We start from the raw sequence: 21,987 nt of genomic DNA on the forward strand, positions 1-21,987 counted from the left end.
AGCCTGTTCAGGCGATCGAAGGTAGCGAAGACTCAAGGTTGGCCAGCGCATCGACCTGTTCCAGGGACAACACGCGACCGATGTCCAGCAACAGCACGAAACCGCTCTCCAGTTTGCCGATGCCCAGTAAAAAGTCGGCCCTGACATCGGTGCCGAAATTCAACGAGGGTTCGATGTCCTGGTCGGCGATCTCCAGGACCTCGCTGACCGCATCGACAATGATGCCCACCGGCTTGCGCTGGGCATTGGCCTGTACCTCAAGGATCACAAAGCAGGTCCTTGGAGTCTGCACCGTGCGTTCGCCACGGAAGCGCACCCCCAGGTCGAGCACGGGCACCGCCGCGCCGCGCAGGTTAATCACCCCGCGTATGCTGGGAGGCAGCAACGGCACGCTGGTGATCGGCCCGTATTCGATGATTTCCCGAACGTTGAGCGTGCCCACGGCGAACATCTCCTCCCCCAGCACAAAGGTAAGGTACTGGCTCGGGCTCGAGACGCTGGGATTGCCTGGACTGTCGATGGGTGGGGCCATGATTCACCTCGGGTCAAATACGTTTTCGTCTTCATCAGGGGCGCTTCGCACCCCGGCGCGGGACAAGCCCGCTCACCACAACAGCCCTATCCGCCGGGGGGGTTCAGCGTTGAGATACCTATACAGAGATCAGGCCGGCTATCTCATCGACACACAGCACATGCTCGATCTGCAGGAGCGTGACGAACTCGCCTCGCACCTTGGTCATCCCCCCGATGAAGTCGGTGCGAATGTGATTGCCGAACGCCGGAGCGGGCTTGATATCGATCTCGAGTATCTCGATCACTTCGCTGACCGAGTCCACCACCACCCCCAGGACCTGGGATTCGCCCTCCTTCGCCGCCTCAAGGATGACGATGCAGGTGCGACTGCCCAGTACCGTCGTGCCCTTGCCGAAACGCGCCTTGAGGTCCACGACCGGCACTACCGAGCCGCGCAGGTTGATAACCCCCCGCAGGAATTCCGGCATCATCGGTACGCTGGTCACCTGGTTGTATTCGATGATTTCACGAACGCTCAGGGTATTGACCGCGTACATCTCCTCGGCCGCCAGGAAGGTCAGGTACTGCAAGGGTTCATCCACTGGCGACGCAGGTTCGACAGCGCCCTGCATGACCGCTGAGGTGCCCATGGGTCAACTCCCGAAGCGGACGAAACCGCCGTCCGAGGAGCGACTGTCCAGGTCCTGGGTGGACATGGCTCGGCTGATCTGGGGCATCGAGACATTGCGCCCGGCACGTTTGCTTTGCACGGTGAAAAACCCCATGAGTTCCTGCAACTGCTCGGCCTGGCCACTCATTTCCTCGGCCGTCGCCGCCAGTTCCTCGGAGGCCGACGCGTTTTGCTGGGTCAGTTGGCTCATCTGCGACATCGCGCTGTTGATTTGTTCGGAACCGATGGATTGTTCTTCCGAGGCAGCCGCAATTTCCTGCACCAGGTCGGAGGTCTTGGCAATCGACGGCACAATCTCGTCCAGCAGGTTGCCCGCCCGTTCGGCCAGGGCCACGCTGTTCTTGGCCACTTCACTGATTTCCTGTGCGGCAATCTGGCTGCGTTCCGCCAGTTTGCGCACTTCGGCCGCGACCACCGCAAAGCCTTTGCCGTGCTCGCCGGCCCGTGCCGCTTCGATCGCCGCGTTGAGCGCCAGCAAGTTGGTCTGGTAGGCAATGGAATCGACGATGCCGATTTTTTCGGCGATGGTTTTCATCGCCGCCACGGTGTCCTTCACGGCTCGACCGCCTTCCGACGCTTCCTTGTTGGCTTTGCCCGCCATGCCGTCGGTGACCTTGGCATTTTCGGTGTTCTGGGAAATGGACGCTGACATTTGCTCCATCGACGCCGAGGTCTGTTCGACCGATGCCGCTTGCTCGGAAGCCGACTGGGCCATGCTTTGGGCGGTGGCGGAGATCTCTTCCGAAGCGCTCGACAGCGAGTCCGCCGAGCCGCGCACTTCGCCGATGATTTCCGAGAGTTTTTCCACGGTGCCATTGACCGAGTGCTTCAGCTCCAGGAACTTGCCCTGGTAGTCGCCGGTAATGCTGCGGGTCAGGTCGCCGGCGGCCATCGCCGACAGCACCTCCATGGCCTCGGTGATCGGTACGATGATCGCGTCCAGAGAACCGTTGATACCGAGGATGATGCGGCGGAAATCGCCCTGGTGCCGGGCGGCGTCAGGGCGGGTGTCCAGCTTGCCGATCAGCGCACTGTCGCTGATCTCGCTGGTATCTTCCACAAGGGCCAGGATATTGGCGCGCAGTTGCTCGACGTTTTCATTGATGAAGGCTTTCTTGCCGGGGAAACGCTCCAGAGGCGCGGACAAATCCCCTTCGCCGAACGCGCGAATACAGGCCATGGCCTTTTTCTTCACGTTGATATGGCCGTTGACCATGTCATTGATGCCCTGGCCGATATCCCGGTACGAACCCGAGAAGCCCTCGACGTCAATCATCACGTCAATGTCACCTTTTTCATGCTCGCTGGACATGTGCTGCATTTGATTGATCAGCGCCAGGATGTTGGTGCGCAACAGCTCAATGTTGTCGTTGATAAAGGCTTTTTTGCCGGGGAATTGTTCCAGGGGCGCAGACAGATCACCGTTACCGAAGGCGCGTATGCAGGCCATGGCTTTTTTCTTCACCGCGATGTGGCCGTTGACCATATCGTTGATGCCCTGGGCCATGGAGCGGTAACTGCCATGAAAACGGCCGGCATCGATCTGTGCATCGATCTCGCCCTTGTCGTGTTCACTGGACATACGGTCCATCTCCACGATCAATTCATGCAGGTTCGCGCCCAACTGCTGCATGCTCGCCATCAGGCTGGTGGTGTCTCCCGCCTTGAGCGTTGCCTTGGCATTCAACTCGCCAGCCGATAGACGTGCCGCATAGGCTTGCACCACGGTAGGTTCCGCCCCGAGCCGGCGCATCAGATTGCGCCCCAGCAAGACACCGATCAGCAGGGTAGCCACCAGGGTCAGGCCGCTCACCAGCAGGATGAGGGTGCGTGCGTTCTTCTCGGTGGTGGTGGCAAGCACCTGGCCCTTGCGCCCCAGTTCCAGGTTGTATTCACGCAGCTCGCCGATCGCCGTGAGCACGGCGGTCTGCAGGGGCTGGCTCGTCTCGATCAATGCACGGGCCGAGGCCTGGTCACCGTCATCGATGAGCTTGTCGAAGTGCGTCTGCAACGCCGCAAACTCAGCCAAGTGGCCGCGCAGTTGTTTCAACAACGCCGTATCGTGCTCGTCGGAGGTCAACTCGGCCTGATAGCGATCCAGGGCTTTGCCTACGGCACTGAAATCCTGCGCCACGCTGGCCGCGTAAGCCGGCACGCTGGTTTTGTCGGTCTCGTTCAAGCGTTGCCATTGCAAGGCGTGCAGGTCGGTGAAGGCCGCGGCGGCGCGGTCGATCTCCAGCAGGCTGGGCACCGTGTTGACGTTGGCATAGCTGGCGCTCGTATTGATTTCACCGGCCAGGTACAGGCTGGTGCCACCCAACACGCAGACACCCAGCATGGCTGTGAAAACCAGCAACATGATATTTCTAATAACAGTCATGGCGAGGCACTCCTGATGACGCTTCAATGAGTCGATAAAGGGCTTGGGATCGAACGATGTGGGGTTTCCTTGGCAACCTGTCCTAGCAAATTCGGGATATCCAGGATCAGCGCAACGGCTCCACTTCCGAGGATGGTGAACCCGCCCAGCCCATGGGCATCACCAAACACTTTGCCCAGTGGCTTGATCACGGTTTGGAACTCTCCCTGCAGGCGATCGACCACCAGGCCGGCACGCAAGCCTGCGTATTGCACGACGACCACGTTTTCCCGGTTGCCTCCAGGCTCTTGCACATCAAACATGTCGCGTAGCCGCAGGATTGGCAGCACCTCGCCCCGCAGGTCCAGGTAGCCGGTTTCGGTGCCCCGCTGAGGGGCCAGCTCGATACACTCCTCCACCATGTTCAGCGGAATCACGTAAGAAGCCTTGCCCACCCCGATCAGGAAACCGTCAATGATCGCCAGCGTCAGCGGCAGGCGGATGCGCACCGTGGTGCCCTGCCCGACTTCGCTCTCGAGACTGACGCTGCCGCGCAACGCCGTGATATTGCGCTTCACGACGTCCATGCCTACGCCACGCCCGGACAGGTTGCTGACCTGGTCGGCCGTGGAGAATCCCGGCTCGAAGATCAAATTCAGAATGTCTTTGTCCGACGGCTGCTGGCCCTCTCCCACCAAACCACGCTCACGGGCCTTGGCCAGGATCTTGTCCTTGGCCAGGCCACCGCCGTCGTCGGACACCTCGATCACGATGCTGCCGGATTCGTGATAGGCATTCAGGCGTACCGTGCCCTGGGCCGGCTTGCCCCGCTGGAGGCGCGTCGACGCAGGCTCGATGCCGTGGTCCATGGCATTGCGCACCAAATGGGTCAGCGGGTCGCCAATGCGTTCGACGACGGTCTTGTCCAGCTCGGTCTCACCGCCGCCGATGTGCAGCACGATGTCCTTGCCCAACTCTTTTGAGACGTCCCGCACCACCCGCTGGAACCGCGTGAAGGTTGCGCCGATCTGCACCATGCGCAGGGTCAGCGCCGAGTCGCGTACTTCCTCGACCAGCCGCGATAACAGGCTGGTGGCTTCGATCATCTCGCCAATCCCACTGCGTACCGCCACCAGGTTGGCGCCGGCACCGGCAATGATCAGCTCGCCGACCAGGTTGATCAGTTGGTCCAGCTTGGCGGCATCGACCCGAATCAGGTTGCCTTCGTTACTCGCCGCGCTTTTGCCGGCCTTGACCGGCGGCGTTGTCGAATCCTGGACATCAGGCTCGCTGCGCGTTTCGACCGGTGCCTGCTCGGCGTCCTGGGTCACGAGCAAGGCCTGGGCCTCGGTCAGTGTGCCGCAACGCACCAGCAGCTCGATCAGCGCGGCGTTGTCTTCCGGCAACTCGTCGAGATGGGTCCGACACGCCTGCACCGTGGCATTCGGCGCAAGGATGCGAACCAGCGCGTCCTCGCGGACAAAATCAAAGGCGCCGTCGATGACCTCCAGGGACGCGTCGCTGGCCAGTGCGAGTTCAAACCCGAGGTAGTTGGTTTCCGGGTCCATGGCGGTCATGGGCGGCAACCCATCGAACAAGGTAACGGTGTGCAGCAAACGCCCCAGCGTGCTCAGATAACGCAGGAACGCCAAGGGGTCCATGCCATTGCGCAACACATCCGGGCCAAAGCGCAGCGACAAATGCCAATGGCCGGGACTGGCGCCTGGCTCATCCGCCGGCGCCGGCGCTTGAAGGGTAGGCGCCGGGGTCGAGACCGCCGCGTCCAGATACAGCGACAGCCGCTCAATGATAGATTGACCCTGAGCCCGCACCGGTTCGTCCAGGCGATCCAGGTTGCCGTCCTCGGCCAGCAGGTCGATCAATTGGCCGATATGGTCACGGGCGTCGAGGAACAACGCACTCAACGCCTCGTCGACGCGCACTTCCAGGCTGCGCACCCGGTCCAGCACGCTTTCGGCGACATGGGTGAACTCAACGATCGGCATCAAGCCAAACAGGCCGGCCGACCCCTTGATGGTGTGGGCCACGCGGAACAGGCCGTTGATGGTGTCCAGGTCCTGGGGCGACTTCTCGATCTGCAGCAGCGCATCTTCCATTTGCAACAGAAGCTCGCGACTTTCGGCAATGAACGTCTGCAGCACGTCATCCATGTTCATACGCTTACGCTCCGACCGACTGGGTGAAACTCGCATTGGTGAAGTAGTCGTCAAGGCCGCTGAGGCGAAAGGCTTCGCTCACCGTCGAACTGGGGTTGCTCAGCAACAGCTGGGTGCCCTCCTTGAGAGACTCGCGCTTGATGAGGATCAACAGCTGCAAACCGGCACTGTCGAGTTCATCGACACTGGACAGGTCCAACTCGACTTCATGGGCCAGGGGAAACAACGACAACAGCACGTCCTTTTGCTCGGCAGCCGTGTAGATCGTCAAGGGGCCCTCCATGACCTGGATTCGACGTAGCATCGGGACGGAGCTTTTCATGCAAACCTCCTGGCCAGCGGTCGCTGGTCATCGCTATGGCAGGATCAACTTGGAGACGGCAGTCAGCATTTGCGCAGGCTGGAAGGGCTTGACCATCCAGGCCTTGGCACCGGAAGCCTGGCCTTGCTGCTTCATCGCATCGCTGGCTTCGGTGGTCAGCATGATGACCGGCGTAAACTTGTAGGCCGGCAACAGCTTGGCGGCCTTGACGAAACTGAGGCCATCCATGTTGGGCATGTTCACGTCGCTGACAATCAGGTGGATTTTGCGGCCGTCCAGTTTGCTCAGGGCGTCTTTGCCATCACAGCCTTCGATCACGTCGTAACCGGCGCCTTTGAGGGTGATGCTCACCACCTGGCGGATGGAGGCCGAGTCGTCGACGATCAGAATGGTTTTGCTCATCGGAAAAACTCCTCTAGAAAAACGTGATTTCGTTGGCAGCGGCCTGGGCAGGCGCTTTACCGCCATGAATGGCGTGCTGCTCCGGCATGGTGTAGGCCGTTGACAGCTCCTGCAGCCAACGGTCACTGCTCATTGGCGCCAGGGACTGTCCGCTGAGGCTCGACTCATGACGTTCGTCCAACTGCTGCTGCAACTTGTCGAGGTCGCGGGTAATCAAGGTCAACATCTGGCTGACGCGGTCCTGGAACTGCAGGGCAACCAGCACCTGGGCAATCTCGTCGGCGACGTTGGCGCTCTGCTGCTGCAGGTCATGGCTGTTGCGCACAATGGTCTGGGCGGTTGCGCGAAAATGTTCGATAACCTCCGACACCACGCGCTCCGAATCGGCGAGGGTCAGGGTGTCTTGTTCGGCGTGGTGGCGGGACATCTGCACCGTACGGGCGATGGCGGCGTTGACGGTGATCACGGTTTCGCTGATCTTGCGCCCGGTCTCGCCTGACATGCTCGACAACTTGCGCACTTCATCGGCGACCACCGCAAACCCTCGCCCCGCCTCCCCGGCTCGCGCAGCCTCGATAGCCGCGTTGAGGGCAAGCAGGTTGGTTTGACTGGCGATGTCGCCGACGAACTTGGCCATCTGCTGAAGCTGCTCGGTGAAGCCCGAGAGCTGCATGACTTCCTTGAGCTCATTCTCCTTATTGGTGAGCGCGGCGCGCAGGGCCACGACGATGGAGTTGAGGTCGGCCTGGCCCACCTCCAGCAAGTCGACCAATTGTTGCGAAGCGTCCTGGCCGCCATTGCTGGAGACGCTGTGGCTGATGTTGGATGACAGCGCGCCAAAACGCTCGCTGAGGCTGAGAATCGAGGTTTCACTGATCGAACGCGCCGCTTCTATCTGCCGCGACCAGATCGGCAGCACGCTGACGCACACCTGTGCCAGGCCGTTATCGACGGCCAGCGTCGGAGCAATGGATGCCGGTTGATCGAGCTGCTGTTGCAGGCCACGCCACTGCGCCCGGCACCTGCTGTTTGCCCACAGGCCCATGCCGATACACAACGTAAACAAGGCGCCACCAGCGGCCAGCGACACCATGCTGAAGCGCTCGCTCCAGGCAATCGCAAGCCCGCCCAGCAGACCCGCGAACGCAACCGGAAACAGGGTCAAAGCAGCGGAAGGGGGTGGTGTCGGTGCGCTCACGGTTTGTCTCCCTGTCAAGGCATGTCGTCACGACCTGACCGGCCATTCGACTGCTTGAAAGAGATACTGGCCCGATAATGGCACTGCCACCATCGGAGCATCCCTATTCTGGGGTAGGGATCCTGGAAAACCGCCTAGGAAAATCCCTACCCCCGTACACGCTTCACGAAATACCCAGGGTCATGGCGAAGCGCACAATGTCTGCGGTGGAGGAAAACCCCATTTTTTCCATCAGCCGGGTCTTGTGGGTGCTGACCGTCTTGTTACTGATGACCAACTGCTCGGCGATCTGGTTGACGCTCATACCGTGCGCCAGCAGGCGCAGGATCTGGAACTCGCGATCGGACAAACTCTCGACAAAGGTCTGCTGCTTCAAGCCACTGCTTTGCAGCGCGATCTGTTCCGCCAGCCCGGGGTCCAGGTAGCGTTGGCCACTGACCACTCGACGCATCGCGACCAACAGGGTTTCGGGATCGCGGTCCTTGGTCAGGTAGCCAAGTGCACCGGCGCGTAATGCCCGTTGCGCGATATGGATTTCGTTATGCATGCTCAACACCAGAATCGGCAGTTTCGGGTATTGGGTATGCAGGCGCGCAATCAGAATCTCGCCGCTGATACCCGGCATATTCATGTCGAGCAGCAACAGGTCGATCTCGACTTGGCGCAACAGTTCGATCAGTTGCGTACCACTCTCGGCTTCGGCCACCACCTGCACGTCGGCGACCAGCGAGAATAGTTGCTTGAGCCCTTCGCGCATGATGGTGTGGTCATCGGCGATCAGCATGCGAATCATCAATACCTATCCTTGTGCATCGGAATGAACGCCTGGACCGTAGTGCCCTGCCCAGGATGACTGAAAATGATCACTTTGCCGCCCAGCATCAGGCCGCGCTCACGCATGCCGGCCAAGCCCAGGGTCTGGCGGCCGACGGCATCGGGGTCAAAGCCCTTGCCGTTATCCTGGACCTCGAGCACCCAGTGCGTCTCCTGCGGGCTCAGGGTGACGCTGACCTGCGTCGCTTGGGCATAACGCGCGATATTGGTCAGCGATTCCTGCACGATGCGAAACGCTGCGGTCACGTGGGTATCCGGAAGGGTCAGGGGAATCAGCGGCAGGTTCAACGCACAGGGAACCTGGGTCAGGGTGACGAATTCGGCTGTCAGCCATTCAAGACCGGACACCAGCCCCAGGTTCAGCGCGGAGGGGCGCAGGCTCGTGGACACATTGCGCACGACCTGGATGGTCTTGTCGGTCAGCCCCATCAAGCGCTCGACCTGAGGGGTGAGCTCAGGCGTATCGGCGCCGAACTGAAACCTCAGCAACGAGATGCCCATGCGCAGCGCCGTCAGGTGCTGGCCCAGTTCGTCATGGATCTCCCTGGCAATCAGTTTGCGCTCCTCTTCCCGCGCCGTTTCCCGGCGGGTCGACAGGTCGCGTAATTGTGCGTTGGAATTGGCCAGGCGCCGCTCCGCCGCGCGCAGCTTGGAAATATCGCGCCCGACGGCCAGCACGCTGACAACGCGCTGGCCGTCGACCTCGGGAACAAAGTGGATCAACACCACCTTGGGCGCGGTTTTCAAACCCGACAATAAGAACTCCTGTTCCGTGGCTTTATTCTGGCGAATCACCTGGGCCACCAATTCTCGAAAAAGCTGGGACTGGGCGTTCAGGGGCACCACTTCATCCATGGGCATGCCCATCAGTTCCGGCCAGGCCCCGCCCACCCATTTTCGCAACTGCGCATTGACGTAAAGCACCTCCCCGAGAACACTCAAGCGAGCGACGGCGTCCGGGCTGTTTTCCACCAGGGCGTTGATGTCGTGCTGGCGTTCCAGTTCTTTCTGTCGGGCCCGGGTCAAATGGGTCACATCACGACCGATCACCAAGACCCGCGGGCCCAAGCTGCCCGAGTCGGCGACCGGCACCAGGGTAAAGTGCAGGTTGCGCACTTCGTTGCGCAGCACCATGCCCTCCTCTGACTCCACCACCCGTTCGGCGGCCCTGCATTGGTCATGAAGGGCCTGGATTTTTTCCGCGTTGAGCCGGCCAAATATCGACGCCAGCGCCTCGCCAATAACCTCGCCATGGGGTTTCCCAAGTACCTGCAACAGGGCCGGATTGACCTCGACACAACGCAGCTCACCCCGTGGCGCTGCTTCCAGCAGGCACAACATGTCCAGGGTATGGTCGAAAATATCCCGGTAGCGGCGCTCGCGCTCCCTGAGCAAGGATTCGGAGCGCCAGCGTTCAATGGCAATCGCGGCAATGTGGCAGGTCTGGCGCACGCGCTGCAGGTCGCTCTCATCCAGCGCAGAGCCGGGCGAGCGCGACAACGCGAAAGCCCCAAGGGTCTGCCCCTGATTGTCGAGGATGGGCTCGTACCAGCAGGCGGAAGAAGGCTTGGATACCGACGAATCGAGGCTTTGCGGTTCAGCAAGCACTACGCCACAGGAACAGTGAGGCAAGGCCAGTTGAAGATAGCTCACCAGCAACCCCAGGGTTTCGTCCAGTGAGGCGCCCGTGGCCATTGTTTCGAAGATGCGCAGACGTGCGTCCTCAAGCACTTGCTGTTTGCGCAACTCAGTGATGTCGTGGGCCAGTGCGAGCACGCCTGCCACCTCACCGGATGGGCTGCGTTCAGCCATCAGGCTGACGACACAACTCACCGCTTCACCACCGGGGCCGGCCGGCCAACTGTTGAGGAATTGAGCGGTCTCGCCTGTGGATGCCACATGACGCAGATGGTCGAGGTAATCGCCGGGCTGCTCCCTGGGGCTGGCGCCTATGGCCTCGTCATAAGACATGCCGGTCAAGAGCAGGAACGTCGGGTTGACGTACGTACGCAACAGGTTGCGATCGTAGCGAACAATAATGTTGGGGGAATTCTCCGCCAGGGTGAGGAATTTCAGCTCGCTGCCCAGCAAGGTTTCGCGAAGCTGCCAGTTCTCGGTGATGTCTTCCAGTTGGGAGACAAAACAGATCGGCTGCCCCTGGTCGTCCCGCACCAGCCCCACGGTCAGGCGCACCCAGACAACCTGGCCGTCGTGGTGGATGTAGCGTTTATGCAAGGTAGCGCCCTGCCGTGCACCGCCCTTCAACTCTTCTATCAGCTGCTTGCCCACTTCGCGGTCTTCGGGGTGGGTCAAGGCCATGAACGTGGTGTTTTGCAGCTGTGCCTCGCTGTAGCCAAGCAGCCTGCAAATGACGCTATTGGCCCTCAGCCAACGACCGTCCAGTGACACGAGGGCCAAGCCAGTGCCGGAGGAATCGAAAATGGCTTCAAGGGGGATCTCGGAGAAGCGCTCGCTGTGGGAATGCGCGGTTGGGGGCCCAGGCAGGGGAAGGATTTCAACAATAAAATAGTCGTCGCGCCACGGTGTCATCGACAGGTTCAACCGGCCGGACTGCCTCGCGGTCGCCTCGAAACACACCCGGGATTGCCCATCGGCCTTTTCCAGCGCCGCATAAAAAAGCTGGCTGTCCTGCGGGCGCAGCAAGGAGAGAAACTCGGTGTTTGCCTCAGGAGAGACGCCGTTCTGACACTGCAACGTTGAAAACGCAGGGTTGCCCAACACGACCCGTGCAGATCGATCCAGGACCACAACCGCACCCGACAGGCAGGCAAATACGCCTTTAAGGGTTTGCAGCACTTCCTTGACTGCCATTACCGCTCCTGCATACGTCCACGCTTACGATGAAGACCCCACCGTAAATACTTCAAAAGTTGTTGCTGGTTCGGCCCATAAAAGCCTGGGTATCTGGCGAAGCCGGTAACCGAACCAGTCAATTGAATGTATGCCCAACGGGTGCCCACAAAAACAACACCCTATGGATAGCGTTGCCCGGCACTTGATGGAGACTATCGTAGTCTCATTTACGGCCGGCGCCAGCCAGACTAAAGATTTACGTTCAGCCGCAGGGAATCCTCACGCCGACCTCAGGCATGCCACCCCACGTCGATGTTTTGGATGTCGAACACTCAACCCACGCCAAGGCCCTGCACATAATAAAAATAGATGATCTTATAAATTTACAAGATAACAATATCTAATAATTAGCTTATTCCAAAAAAGACTTTCCCCACGGTTTTTTATAGGGATATCTTCATTCCACACACCGACCCCATGCCTGGCGGAGGACGTACCCCCGATCACCAGGAGCCTTCAGCAGGCTTACATGGACCCTTCCCGACATGCCAGACATCGCCGCCCCCCTACCCCGCAGAAGATTCCACCTGTCACTGCTGACCAGTTCCCTGCTGCTGGCCGGCGCGCCCTCCTTCGCCGAAGCCGCCGCCGACGAGGCCAAGCTCGATACGGTGACCGTGATCTCCACCGGTTTGCGTGGCCAGCAACGCACCGTGGCCGACAGCCCGGCACCGATTGACGTGATCAACAGCGAACAGTTGCTCAAGACCGGGCGCGCCGAGTTGTCCGAGGCGATTGCCAAGCTGCTGCCGTCGTTCAACTTCGGCACCAATATCGCCGGCTACAACTCGGTGACGCGTCCCCTGAGCAACCGCAGCCTCGGCCCGGCCTATACCCTGGTGCTGGTCAACGGCAAACGCCGGCACAACGGCGCCACCGGCCAGCGCGGGTCGATCGACAACAGCGGCGCCAATGCGGTGGACATCGACCTGATCCCGGTCAGTTCGGTGGACCACATCGAGGTGCTTAAAGACAGCGCGGCGGCCCAGTACGGTTCCGATGCCGTGGCCGGGGTGATCAATATCATCCTCAAGACCGGCAACAGCGGCGGGCATCTGGAAACCAGCTACGGCCAGTTGTTTTCCGGCCAGGGTGAGACGATCAAGGTGGCCGGCGACCAGGGTTTCAAGCTGGGCGACGGCGGCTTTTTCCACCTCTCCGCCGACGCCCGCAAACGCGGCGAGGCCGCGTGGAACGACAAGGCCGACAGCAGCGTACGCGCCTTCAACGACCCGGCCAGGGAAGCGGCCTGGGACCGCGTGGCAATCAAGAACGGCGACCCCGACCTGAAGGCCTTCAACCTCGCCTACAACACCGAACTGCCCCTGGAAGACCTGACGCTCTACTCGTTCTCAACCTACGGCGAGCGCGATGCCGAGGCCGCCAACTACTTCCGCCTGCCGACCGGCCGGGCCGCCGTGCCCGAGGTGTTCCCCGACGGCTACTACCCGCTGAACAACATCAAGGACCGCGACTACCAACTGCTGTTCGGCGGCAAAGGCCAGGCGGCCGAGTGGAACTGGGACCTGAGCACCACCTACGGACGCAACAACGTCCACCATTCCAGCGACCTGAATATCAACCCGTCCCTGGGCACCGCCTCGCCGACCAGGTTCGACAACCTGGCGACCTTTCGCTTCGAGCAGTGGGTGAACAACCTGGACGTCACCCGCCGCTACGACAGCCTGTTCAACCTGACCTCGCCGGTGCAAGTGTCGGCCGGCCTGGAGCATCGCTGGGAACATTTCAGCACCTTCGCCGGTGACCCCGAAGCCTATATCACCGGCACCTACCCGGCGGCATCGGGCGCACAGGCGGCGGTGACGATTCGCCCGGAGGATGAAGTCAGCCTGATCCGCAACAACTACGCCGGCTACCTGGACCTGGGCTTCGACCTGACCGAACGCTGGTTTCTCGACGTCGCCGGGCGCATCGAACATTACGATGACGACTCGGGCAACACCTTCGGCCTCAAAGTGAATTCGCGCTACGAGTTGACCGACAGCGTCGCCGTGCGCGGCACCGTCGGCACCGGCTTCCGGGCGCCATCCCTGACCCAGATCGGCTACACCGTGGCCGACAACCGGGTGGCCGTCGACGTGAACGGCAACGTGGTGCCCGCCGTGACCCGCCTGACCCCGTCGGGCAGCAACCTGGCCAAGGCCTTGGGTGGCGATGACCTCAAGCCGGAAAAGTCACGCAACCTCGGGCTGGGCTTGACCTGGCAGCCGGCACCGCGCACCAGCATCACCGCCGACGCTTACCTGATCGACATCGACGACCGCATCGCCCTGACCAGCAATATCTACGATCAGGGCAACGGCGTGATCAACGGCATCCTCACCGCCCAAGGCGTGCCCTCGGGGACCTGGGTCAACTACTACACCAACGCCTTCGATACCCGCACCCGTGGCCTGGACGTGGTCGCCGACCACACCACGCCGCTGGATGCCTGGGGCGATGTGCGCTGGAGCCTGGGCTTCAACTGGAACAAGACCACTATCGAAGGCACACGGGACACCCCGAGTGCGCTGGCCAACTCCGGCGTCACCCTGGTGGGCCGCGACCGCGAAGGCGATCTCACGCAAGCCTCGCCCAAGACCAAATGGATCCTGGGCGCCAACTGGAAGGTCGAGGACCTCGCAGTGAACCTGCAAACCAGCCGCTACGGTGCGGTCAAGACCCTGGCGGTAAACCCCTCCGGCGACCGCAGCTTCGGTGCGAAATGGATCACCGACCTGGACGTCAGCTACACCTTCGTCGACCAGATCACCGTCAGCATCGGCGGCACCAACATCTTCGACGTGCGCCCCGACCGGCACGCCGTCTACAGCAACCTGGGCCTGGCGCCCTACGGTAACCCGCCGTTCTACCCCGGCGGTGGCTACTGGTACACCAAGCTGGCCTACGACTTCTAAGCCAATCGCCATACGAGGGCATCCCATTGAACACCTCCAACTTGATGAGCCGTCTATTGGCCCCTTGCGTCCTGATGTTGAGCCTGGCCGCCTGCTCACCTGCGGGCAGTGACAGCCAGGCCGGCAAGACCCTGAACATCGCCTTCTTTGGCGACAACACCATCCTGGTCAGCATTGATCCGTTCCAGGTCTACTGGCTCGAACACCGGGTGCTGCTGCGCAATATCGCCGAATCCCTCACCGACCAGGACCCGCAGACCGGCAGGATCATTCCCTGGCTGGCGAAAAGCTGGGAAGTCAGTGACGACGCGTTGACCTACACCTTCCACCTGCGCGACAACGTCACCTTCAGCAACGGCGAACGCTTCGATGCCAAGGCCGTGAAAACCGCGTTTGACAGCAACAAGGCACTGGCGACCGAGCTGCCGGCCACCTTCGGCGCGACGTACCTGGCAGGCTTTGATCACGCCGAAGTGGTCGATGACTTGACCGTCAAGCTGGTGCTCGCCAAACCCAATGCGGGCTTCCTGCAGGCGACCTCCACGACCAACCTGGCCATCCTCGCGCCGGCCTCCTACGCGCTGAGCGTCAAGGAACGCTCACTCGGCAAGATCATCGGCACCGGCCCGTTCGTATTGGCCAGCTACACCCCGGAAGTCGGCGCGCACCTGACCAAGCGCAAGGGTTACGCCTGGGCGTCGGCCAATATGAAAAACCAGGGCGAAGCGCACCTGGATGCGGTGGACGTCACCTATATCCCCGAGGAAAGCGTGCGTAACGGCCTGTTCCTGCAAGGCAAGGCCGACATCCTGTGGCCCCGCAACCCGTTCTCGGAAGTCGACCTGAAACTGTTCCAATCCAAGGGCGCCACCATCCAGAGCCGCTCGCTGCCGGGGCCCTCCCTGAACCTGTTGCCCAATACCCGTGGCGGTCGCGTATTGGCCGATAAACAGGTGCGTCTCGCCGTGCAGAAAGCCATCGACCGCAAGAGCTACGCGAGTACCGTCTACAACGACGAGTTCGCGGTGGTAGACGGCATCTTTGATGTGACCACGCCTTACTTCAAGAGCCAGGGCGCCAAGCTCGCCTATGACCCGGTGGGCGCCGAGCGCCTGTTGGACGCTGCCGGCTGGGCCAAAGGCGCAGACGGCTATCGGCAGAAGGACGGTAAGCGCCTGAGCCTGAACTACAACGTCATGCAGGCCGAGACCGCCGGCGATGTGCTGCTGCAGGACCAACTGCGCAAAGTCGGCATTGAGGTAAAACTCAGCGTGGTAACGCGTGCCGAATGGGTCGCCAACAACTCCGCCGGCAACTACGACCTGACGATCAGCTACATGACCCGCGCCGATCCGATCATCCTGCAAACCATCCTTGATCCACGTACTGCCAACAGCTCAACCGTAGCGACGAACATCTTTGAGCCGCAGGTGCTTGAGCGCGCCAAGGGCCTGTTTGACGCCGGCATCACCGCCACCCAAAGCGCTCAAAGGGCGGCAGCCTACGGCGACCTGCAGGACCTGCTGATCGACGAGGGCTCAGCGTTCCCGGTGTATGAGCGCGTGTGGCAGGCCGCGACGTCGCCCAAGGTGAAAAACTTCCGCTGGACCGCCGAAGGCTTCGCGCTGCTGGGCGATATCGAGGTCGGCACGCCATGAGCCGCTACCTGATCGGCCGGGTCGGCCAGGCGCTGCTGGTGCTATGGGGGGCCTATAGCATCACCTACTTCATCCTTTATCTGCTGCCGGGCGATACCTTGTCGATCATGCTCAGCGCGTCCGGCATGGAAGCCGACGCCCTGTCGGTGGAAGACCTGGCCAAGGCGCGCGCCTACTACGGCTTGGACAAAGGCCTGTTCGAGCAATATATCGACCTGCTGCTGGGGGCATTGCGCGGGGACTTCGGGCAGTCGCTGTCACTCAATCGCCCGGTGGCCGAATTGCTCGCCGAACGCCTTCCCCAGACCCTTTCCCTGGCCGGCCTGGCGATTGTGCTCTCGCTGCTCGGCGGTATCGGCCTGGCTTACCTCACCGCGTATATCCGCTGGCAACCGTTGAAAAAGGCATTGGCGCGCTTGCCGTCCCTGGGCTTTTCGGTGCCGGTGTTCTGGATGGGGTTGCTGTTGATCCAGGTGTTTGCGTTTGGCCTGGGTTGGTTTCCCGCCACTGGCAGCCGCGGGGTTGAAAGCCTGGTGCTGCCGGCGATCACCCTGGCGATTCCCAGCGCAGCGGTGTACGCCCAGGTGCTGCAACGCAGCTTCCAGGGCGTGTGGAAAGAGGCCTATATCGTCACTGCGTACGCCAAGGGCTTGAGCCGGGGCCAGGTGCAGGCGCGCCACGGGTTCAGGAACGCCGCGCTGCCGATCCTCACCCTGATCGGCCTGCAGGTGGGTAACACCGTGTCCGGCGCGGTGCTGGTGGAAACCATCTTCGCTCGCTCCGGCATCGGCCGCCTGGCCCAGGAAGCGGTGCTGCGCCAGGACATTCCGGTGGTGCTGGCCATCGTCGCGGTCTCGGCGGCGGCATTTGTCCTGGTGAACCTGCTGGTGGACCTGCTTTACCCCTGGCTCGACCCGCGCATCTCCCACACGCCCAAGGTGTCCTAGACCATGACCACGCTTACCCGGAAACTGATCCGCAGCGAACCACTCTGGCGCCGCCGCAGCCCCTTACAACGCGCAACGGCGACACTCCTGCCATTGCTGCGCCGCCCAGGGTTCAGCCTGGCGGTGCTGGTGGTGCTGTTCTCGCTGGTCGCCGCCGTGACGCCGCAGTTGCTGAGCAGCTTCGACCCTTACGCCACCGCGCCCGCCGCCAAACTCAGCGCCCCCAACCTGACCCACTGGTTTGGCACCGATGAGCTGGGCCGCGACCTGTTCACCCGCGTGGTCTACGGCGCCAGCCTGTCAGTGCTGGCCGCCTCCCTGGCGGTCGGCATCGCCCTGGTGGGCGGGTTGGGGCTGGGCATTTTGTCCGGGTTTGCCGGTGGCCGTATCGATGCCCTGATCATGCGCTTTGTCGATGTGCTGCTGGCCCTGCCCGGCCTGTTGCTGGCCCTGGCGATTGTCACGGCCATTGGCTTCGGTACGGTACCCGTGGCGATTGCCGTGGGCATTGGCATCATTCCCGGCTTTGCCCGCACCACCCGTGCCGAAGTGCTGCGGGTGAAAACCCTGCCCTATGTCGAAGCCGCTCGCCTGGGCGGTGCCAGTTGGGGCCGCACGTTGTTGCGGCACATCCTGCCCAACGCCTGGGGCCCGGTAGCCGTGCTGGCGACCCTGGATTTCGGCGCCGCGATCCTCGCCACCGCAGGCTTGAGTTTTCTCGGTTTCGGCGCCGCCCCACCGGCGGCGGAATGGGGCACCTTGATAGCCAACGGCCGCCACTTCCTGATCACTGCACCGTGGGTGTCCTTGTTGCCTGGCCTGTTCCTAGTGGCCGTGGTGTTCAGCCTCAACCATATCGCCCGCACGTTCGAGGAGATCCAGCGATGAGCACCCAGCCGCTTTTAATCGATGTGCGCCAACTGAGTGTCGACTACCGTTCCGGCGGCCAGCTCAATCCGGCGGTGCGCAGCCTGTCGTTTTCACTCACCCAGGGCGAGACCGTGGCGATTGTCGGCGAGTCCGGCTCGGGCAAATCCACCCTGGCTAACGCCATCCTAGGCCTGCTGCCCGAGAATGCGCAGATCGGCGCCGGTGAACTGTGGGTGGATGGCCACAACCTGACCCACGCCAGCGAACGGCAGAAACGCAAGCTGCGTGGGCGCACCATCGGCCTGGTGCCCCAGGACCCGATGGTCAGCCTCAACCCCACATTGCGCATCGGCCAGCAAATCGCCGAGGCGCTGGTACTCGCCAAGGGCAAACGCTACCCCGCTGTCGACGCCGACATTGTCGAGCTGCTGCAACAGGTGGGCATCGACAAGCCGGTACTTCGCGCACGCCAGTATCCCCATGAACTCTCCGGCGGCATGCGCCAGCGCGTGCTGATCGCCATCGCCCTGGCCGGCAACCCGCGCCTGATCATCGCCGACGAGCCCACCAGCGCCCTCGACGTGACCGTGCAGCGCAAGATCCTCGACCACTTGCAGCGCCTGGTCAGTGAACGCGGCATTTCCCTGCTGATCATCACCCATGACCTGGGCGTGGCGCTCGACCGTGCCGACCGCATCCTGGTGATGCAACAGGGTGAAGTGGTAGAGCAAGGTCCGCCACGGCAGATCCTCGCGCACCCCAGCCACGACTACACCCGCGCGCTGATCGCCGCCGCACCCGCCTTCGCCAGGCGGCGTGAACCGTTGCTCAACCTCGACCTGGGACGTGAGCCGATCCTGAGCCTGCACAACGTCGGCAAGACGTTTGCCCTGCCCAAGGTCAAGGGCGAGCCCTCGACCTTCGTGGCCCTGGAGGATCTGAGCCTGGAGGTCTACCCCGGCCAGACCCTGGCCATCGTCGGCGAGTCCGGCTCGGGCAAGAGCACCGCGCTGCGTATCGCCCTGGGCCTGGAAAAGCCGACCCAGGGCCGGGTGCGGTTCGAGCAGCAAGACGTCACCGACCTGAGCTGGCGCGACTTCCGCCCGTTGCGCCAACGCCTGCAACTGGTGCAACAAAACCCCTTCGCGGCGCTGGACCCGCGCTTCACGGTATTCGACAGCATTGTGGAGCCGCTGGTGTCGTTTGGCTTGCTCAAGGGCGCCGCCCTGGAGCAGGCGGCGCGGGCGTTGATCAGCCGCGTGCACCTGCCGGTGAGCTTTCTGGATCGTCTGCCCCGTGAACTGTCGGGTGGGCAGTGCCAACGGGTCGCCATCGCCAGGGCCTTGGCGTTGAAACCCGACCTGCTGTTGCTGGATGAACCGGTCAGCGCCCTCGACGTGTCGGTGCAGGCGCGCATCCTCGACCTGCTGGAAGAGCTGCAACGGGAGATGGGCATTGCCTATGTGCTGGTGTCCCACGACTTGTCAGTGGTGGCCAACTTCGCCCATGAGGTGCTGGTGCTGCGCAATGGCCGAGTGGTTGAGCAAGGCTCGGTCGCGCAGATCTTCAACCAGCCGGCCAGCGACTACACCCGCGAACTGATTGCCGCCATCCCTGGCCGGCAACTTACGGCAAGCGCCGCCTGAGGTTTACTGTGCCGAGCAATCACGCGCCACGATGCCCTTCTCCTGGGCATACGCGGCGGACTTGGCTTCGATCAACGGACGCAAGGTGGCGCGATCGGCCTGCAGCCAGTCGGTCACCAGCACCCATTTTTGCCCATCCCACTGCTGCACCCGGGCGGAGCCGCCACCTTCGTGGTCCGCGCAGGACAGCTTCAACGGTGCCAGCAGACCTTCGAAGCCCATGGCCTTGAGGCGCGCGGCGTCGATGTCCAGGTGCTCGAACGCCCAGCGGGTTTCCTCGCCGTTCAGCGCGCGGTTGCCGAATTTGGCCTGGCCGGTGCGCAGCGCTTCGACGGCAATCGCGGCGTTGATCAGGCCGATGTTGTAGTAGACCTTGCCGAAGTAGCTGGGGTCCTTGAGGTTGCTCTTGCCGGGATCGAGGATGAACTGCCTGAGCTTTTTATGAATGTCGAAACTGTCGCCACCGGGGAACGGCGCCAACGCCTGGTAGCCTTTAGCGGCGGTGCCGGCGGGTATCACGTCGGCTTCGGAGCCGGCCCACACATCCCCGATCAGGCGGTCCACGGGAATGCCAAAGCGCACGGCGGTCTTGATGCCGACCGGGGTGGACACGCCCCAGGTGCGCAGGAACACCCAGTCCGGGTTGATCTGGCGTACCTGGCGCCATTGGGTCGACTGCTCGTTGCCGGGATCGGCCACGGGGATCTGGATGTTCTCGAACCCGTATTTTTGCGCCAGCAACTGCATGGCTGCCTGGGTTTCGCGGCCGTAGGCGGAGTCGTGATAGACGGTGACGATCTTCTTGCCCTTGAGCTTGTCCAGGCCGCCTTCGCGCTGGGCGATGTAGTTGATGCCCACCGACGCCTGGCCGTAGTAGTTAAGCAACAACGGGAACGCGTAGGGAAACACGCGGCCATCGGTGGATTCGGTACGCCCGCCGGCGCCATCGATCAGCGGGATGTGGTCAATGGCGGCACGGTCCATCAGCGCATAGGAGGCCGGTGTGCTGTGGGTGAAGAAGAACCCGGTGGGTGCGCCGTCGAGACCGGCTTTGTAGCGCTCATAGCATTCGATGATGCGGTCGGTCTTCCACTCGGTCTCGCACTCCTGCCAGACCAGCTTGACGCCGTTCACGCCGCCTTCGACTTCGTTGATGTAGCGGAAGTAATCAATCTCCCCCGCCCACCACGGAATGCCGCTGGAAGCGTAGGCGCCGACCCGGTAGGTGGCCAGCGGGATGAACTGTTGATCGTTGGCGGCCTGGGCAACCGGCCCGCCCAAGGCGCCGAGTGCCAGCAGGCTGGCGATGACTGTGCGATGCAAGACGTTGTGCATGGGTGTGGTTTCTTATGAAAGGTGAGGTTTCCCTCCCGTTGTCGGGTCAGCGCCAATCGGGTCACAACACAATTCATGCCAAGCCTGGAAGCCCCTCACTTCGAGGGTTGGCGCTGTACCAGTCACCCTTCATCGCCAGGAGAATCGAACACTTTATTGAACCGCTGTTGCGCCACCAACACCGCGCTCGGTCGTCAGGGTTGACCTGCAACTGAAAAACCTCACCAACCGCTACTACGGGTACGCCTGGTATGGCCCGGACGGCGCCAAAGCGTTGCTGCACTCACCGGGTGACGGGTACACCGGGCCTGGGCGAGGTGCCGAGTGGTGAGGGTGGTTGCTTCCGTGGCGGCCTTCGGGCCGACCATGTCGTTGGCTTTGACCGAGTACATATCCGTTGCTGCGGTCACGGCTGCTTATGGTTCCGCTCTTACAGCGGGTCACTTTTGGAAAAGAGCCCCAAAAGTAACCAAAAGGGCTCTTGCCCCAACACTCGGCACCTCGCTTAGGCTCGGTGTTCCCTCACTCCGGCTTGAATCCGTGGGCCGCCGTCATGGGCCATCCTTGGCCCAGGACGGCTAACCCGGCGTCCTGCCGGGTTACCCACGGATTCAAGCCTGCGTTCGGCCAGCGTGTTTAACGGGGCGCCTGAGATCAAGATCAAAAGCCAGAGCCAGAGCCAGAGCCAGAGCCAGAGCCAGAGCCAGAGCAGATCAAAAGATTGCTGACTTCGTCAGCGATTAAGGAAGTAGAAGCCACACCGCGTACGCTTCAAAGATCAGGTCGGCTTTAAGGCCGCCTCGCTTTGTTTTTGATCTGGGATCGCCCCGTCAAACACGCTGGCCGAACGCAGGCTTTGGAGCGTGGGTAACCCGGCAGGACGCCGGGTTAGCCGCACTGGGCCAAGGATGGCCCATTGCGGCGGCCCACGCTCCAAAGCCGGAGTGAGGGCACACCGAGCCTAGGCGAGGTGCCGAGTGTTGGGGCAAGAGCCCTTTTGGTTACTTTTGGGGCTCTTTTAAAAAAGTGACCAGCAGTAAGGGCGGAACCCATAGCGGCCGTGACCGCAGCAACGGATATATACTCGAAATGATCTAACATCCTGGTCGGCTGTCAGGCCGCCATAGGGAGCAAGCCCCCTCCCACATTTAGGTAGCGGGGCATCAGTTAGATAGTGGTCGGCTCCTGAGCCATAAGGGAAGGAAGCTACCCTCCTACATTTTGAGCTGCGTTTACTCAGGGG

At 62.0% G+C, this 21,987-nt stretch carries 14 protein-coding genes and 2 pseudogenes; 5 read left to right on the forward strand and 11 right to left on the reverse strand.

Annotation, left to right across the window (positions count from 1 at the left end):
• Positions 1 to 7: 7 nt before the first annotated feature.
• The 10 genes and pseudogenes from F6S08_RS27635 to F6S08_RS27680 form a co-directional block, all read right to left on the reverse strand.
• Positions 8 to 532, reverse strand: coding sequence for a chemotaxis protein CheW (locus F6S08_RS27635; protein WP_065948699.1), 525 nt, complete (start codon positions 530 to 532; stop codon positions 8 to 10).
• 118 nt (positions 533 to 650) lie between these two features.
• Positions 651 to 1,163 carry a chemotaxis protein CheW gene (locus F6S08_RS27640; protein WP_161985719.1) on the reverse strand — a complete coding sequence of 171 codons (513 nt, stop codon included), beginning with the start codon at positions 1,161 to 1,163 and terminating at the stop codon, positions 651 to 653.
• A 123-nt stretch (positions 1,164 to 1,286) separates the two neighbouring features.
• Positions 1,287 to 2,003 (reverse strand): annotated as a pseudogene (locus F6S08_RS27645) (methyl-accepting chemotaxis protein); the annotation flags it as partial.
• 63 nt (positions 2,004 to 2,066) lie between these two features.
• Positions 2,067 to 3,584, reverse strand: a pseudogene (locus F6S08_RS27650) (MCP four helix bundle domain-containing protein); the annotation flags it as partial.
• A gap of 23 nt (positions 3,585 to 3,607) precedes the next feature.
• The gene (locus F6S08_RS27655) at positions 3,608 to 5,740 is read right to left on the reverse strand and encodes a chemotaxis protein CheA (RefSeq protein WP_065927712.1); all 2,133 of its coding nucleotides are present in this window, start codon (positions 5,738 to 5,740) and stop codon (positions 3,608 to 3,610) included.
• 4 nt (positions 5,741 to 5,744) lie between these two features.
• A complete protein-coding gene (locus tag F6S08_RS27660; protein WP_065927713.1) occupies positions 5,745 to 6,062 on the reverse strand; it encodes a lipid asymmetry maintenance protein MlaB in 318 nt (105 codons plus the stop codon).
• A 33-nt stretch (positions 6,063 to 6,095) separates the two neighbouring features.
• Complete coding sequence (locus F6S08_RS27665; protein WP_027605685.1) at positions 6,096 to 6,464, reverse strand: response regulator; 369 nt, start codon at positions 6,462 to 6,464, stop codon at positions 6,096 to 6,098.
• Positions 6,465 to 6,477: 13 nt separating this feature from the next.
• On the reverse strand, positions 6,478 to 7,557 hold the full coding sequence (locus F6S08_RS27670) for a methyl-accepting chemotaxis protein (RefSeq protein ID WP_409999780.1): 1,080 nt from the start codon (positions 7,555 to 7,557) through the stop codon (positions 6,478 to 6,480).
• A gap of 268 nt (positions 7,558 to 7,825) precedes the next feature.
• The gene (locus F6S08_RS27675; protein ID WP_065927714.1) at positions 7,826 to 8,455 is read right to left on the reverse strand and encodes a response regulator; all 630 of its coding nucleotides are present in this window, start codon (positions 8,453 to 8,455) and stop codon (positions 7,826 to 7,828) included.
• The gene (locus F6S08_RS27680) at positions 8,455 to 11,328 is read right to left on the reverse strand and encodes a PAS domain S-box protein (RefSeq protein WP_315872633.1); all 2,874 of its coding nucleotides are present in this window, start codon (positions 11,326 to 11,328) and stop codon (positions 8,455 to 8,457) included. Before F6S08_RS27680 ends, F6S08_RS27675 begins: the two co-directional genes overlap by 1 nt.
• 527 nt (positions 11,329 to 11,855) lie before the next feature.
• Here F6S08_RS27680 and F6S08_RS27685 point away from each other — a divergent pair.
• Genes F6S08_RS27685 through F6S08_RS27705 form a run of 5 tightly spaced genes read left to right on the forward strand, consistent with a single transcriptional unit; the run spans position 11,856 to position 19,409 of the window.
• On the forward strand, positions 11,856 to 14,288 hold the full coding sequence (locus F6S08_RS27685) for a TonB-dependent receptor plug domain-containing protein (RefSeq protein ID WP_065927716.1): 2,433 nt from the start codon (positions 11,856 to 11,858) through the stop codon (positions 14,286 to 14,288).
• Positions 14,289 to 14,332: 44 nt separating this feature from the next.
• Entirely contained in the window at positions 14,333 to 15,946 is a 1,614-nt protein-coding gene (locus tag F6S08_RS27690; RefSeq protein ID WP_074846634.1) for an ABC transporter substrate-binding protein, read from the forward strand.
• A complete protein-coding gene (locus F6S08_RS27695; protein WP_315872634.1) occupies positions 15,943 to 16,893 on the forward strand; it encodes an ABC transporter permease in 951 nt (316 codons plus the stop codon). Before F6S08_RS27690 ends, F6S08_RS27695 begins: the two co-directional genes overlap by 4 nt.
• Positions 16,894 to 16,896: 3 nt before the next feature.
• Complete coding sequence (locus tag F6S08_RS27700; RefSeq protein ID WP_065927719.1) at positions 16,897 to 17,781, forward strand: ABC transporter permease; 885 nt, start codon at positions 16,897 to 16,899, stop codon at positions 17,779 to 17,781.
• Positions 17,778 to 19,409: a dipeptide ABC transporter ATP-binding protein gene (locus F6S08_RS27705; protein WP_065927720.1), complete on the forward strand. Its 1,632-nt coding sequence runs from the start codon at positions 17,778 to 17,780 to the stop codon at positions 19,407 to 19,409. The genes F6S08_RS27700 and F6S08_RS27705 overlap by 4 nt, the downstream gene beginning before the upstream one ends.
• Positions 19,410 to 19,412: 3 nt before the next feature.
• On the opposite strand, the gene F6S08_RS27710 is transcribed toward F6S08_RS27705, so the two are convergent.
• Positions 19,413 to 20,744: an ABC transporter substrate-binding protein gene (locus tag F6S08_RS27710; RefSeq protein ID WP_065927721.1), complete on the reverse strand. Its 1,332-nt coding sequence runs from the start codon at positions 20,742 to 20,744 to the stop codon at positions 19,413 to 19,415.
• Positions 20,745 to 21,987: the final 1,243 nt, after the last annotated feature.

This window comes from Pseudomonas sp. JV449, assembly GCF_032424295.1.
Classification (GTDB): domain Bacteria; phylum Pseudomonadota; class Gammaproteobacteria; order Pseudomonadales; family Pseudomonadaceae; genus Aquipseudomonas; species Aquipseudomonas marginalis.

Coding starts and splice junctions, on each gene's coding strand:
- F6S08_RS27635 (WP_065948699.1), bottom strand. CDS start 532: ATGGCCCCACCCATCGACAGTCCAGGCAATCCCAGCGTCTCGAGCCCG.
- F6S08_RS27640 (WP_161985719.1), bottom strand. CDS start 1,163: ATGGGCACCTCAGCGGTCATGCAGGGCGCTGTCGAACCTGCGTCGCCA.
- F6S08_RS27655 (WP_065927712.1), bottom strand. CDS start 5,740: ATGAACATGGATGACGTGCTGCAGACGTTCATTGCCGAAAGTCGCGAG.
- F6S08_RS27660 (WP_065927713.1), bottom strand. CDS start 6,062: ATGAAAAGCTCCGTCCCGATGCTACGTCGAATCCAGGTCATGGAGGGC.
- F6S08_RS27665 (WP_027605685.1), bottom strand. CDS start 6,464: ATGAGCAAAACCATTCTGATCGTCGACGACTCGGCCTCCATCCGCCAG.
- F6S08_RS27670 (WP_409999780.1), bottom strand. CDS start 7,557: ATGGTGTCGCTGGCCGCTGGTGGCGCCTTGTTTACGTTGTGTATCGGC.
- F6S08_RS27675 (WP_065927714.1), bottom strand. CDS start 8,455: ATGATTCGCATGCTGATCGCCGATGACCACACCATCATGCGCGAAGGG.
- F6S08_RS27680 (WP_315872633.1), bottom strand. CDS start 11,328: ATGGCAGTCAAGGAAGTGCTGCAAACCCTTAAAGGCGTATTTGCCTGC.
- F6S08_RS27685 (WP_065927716.1), top strand. CDS start 11,856: ATGCCAGACATCGCCGCCCCCCTACCCCGCAGAAGATTCCACCTGTCA.
- F6S08_RS27690 (WP_074846634.1), top strand. CDS start 14,333: ATGAGCCGTCTATTGGCCCCTTGCGTCCTGATGTTGAGCCTGGCCGCC.
- F6S08_RS27695 (WP_315872634.1), top strand. CDS start 15,943: ATGAGCCGCTACCTGATCGGCCGGGTCGGCCAGGCGCTGCTGGTGCTA.
- F6S08_RS27700 (WP_065927719.1), top strand. CDS start 16,897: ATGACCACGCTTACCCGGAAACTGATCCGCAGCGAACCACTCTGGCGC.
- F6S08_RS27705 (WP_065927720.1), top strand. CDS start 17,778: ATGAGCACCCAGCCGCTTTTAATCGATGTGCGCCAACTGAGTGTCGAC.
- F6S08_RS27710 (WP_065927721.1), bottom strand. CDS start 20,744: ATGCACAACGTCTTGCATCGCACAGTCATCGCCAGCCTGCTGGCACTC.